This is a genomic window from Nitrosomonas sp. Nm84 (assembly GCF_003201565.1).
In the GTDB taxonomy this organism is placed as follows: Bacteria; Pseudomonadota; Gammaproteobacteria; order Burkholderiales; family Nitrosomonadaceae; genus Nitrosomonas.
Window position 1 is genome coordinate 1 of record NZ_QJJP01000085.1, and the last position, 1,107, is coordinate 1,107.

The 1,107-nt window shown below is 52.7% G+C and carries 1 protein-coding gene; it reads right to left on the bottom strand.

Going from position 1 to position 1,107, the window contains the following annotated elements; translation table 11 throughout:
• Positions 1-1,107, bottom strand: a 1,107-nt coding sequence (locus tag C8R34_RS16605) for a hypothetical protein (RefSeq protein ID WP_207896502.1), incomplete at both ends; no start/stop codon positions are given.

Genomic DNA, 1,107 nt, shown 5'->3' on the forward strand with positions numbered 1-1,107 from the left:
ATAATAATGGCCATTGTTCGGGTTATAAAACTTCCCAACCTGATCGACGAAATAGTCATGCCAAGACACACCGTTATCGTCGCTGACCTGTATCGCCAAATCGTCCGTTCCGGAATAATCCAAATTGCCCTGATAGGATAGGCTACCCAAGGCGGTATTCAGATCAATGACGCTGCCGCTAAATTGCAGGGCACTTCCGGACGTCGCGCCGGTAATGCCAGCGGTGGTTCCCAGTGCCAAGGAGCCATGATTGGCGACTATCTTGACGGTCAGGATGGCGAGATTGCTGGCATCGCTGACCGTCAGTCCACTAATGCTGATCGGCGTATCCTCGTTGCCAGCGACCGACGATCTTCCCTTGATCATCGGGTTTTCTTGAACGTCTACGGAGAATGCGGCATTGGTTGCTTGACCGCCGTTTTCCGATAACGCTAGATTAAAACTGCGCAAGCCGGCAGTAGCGCTCTCAAAACCGATATTCTTAATCAATTCGGAAACATTGGCTCTCGTCGCATTGCTATTGAGCGTGATAGTCAGGGTGCGACCATTTTGACCATCATTGGTGGCATGCACGGTACCGATCGTCGTTCCACCGACGGTAATGGTTTCACTTACTGCAATTATATTATTACCGCCGGAAACGGCATTGACGCCATCCAGTGAGAAGCTGCCGTCGCCCGTGCCGGATGTAGTGGTGATGATCAGGGTGCCGCCATTGAAATTGGTTGAATCCGAATCGGTGATGGTGACCGCCGCGCCGGTATCGATCAACACAAACTGATTGACCGCTGTCGTAGCGACATCGCCGTTCAGATTGTTCAGAGAAGGTACATTACTAGCCGCATTGACCGTGACAGTCAGCGGCACCGCTCCCAGTGCGCCGAATCCAGTACCGCCGTATTCGACGACATAGCCCTGTATCGCGGGTGTGTTCTCGGGAAGGTCGTTCCAGAATCCGTTGAGCGCAAGGCGAGCGTGATCTTCAATACCATTCAGATTATTGGGATCAGCCGATTCCCAATGGTTATACTGCCCACTTACAGAGCTTCCATTAGCCGCTCCTGACCAAAATTGCGTACCCGCTTCGGGTCCGGTTACCCAGCGCCA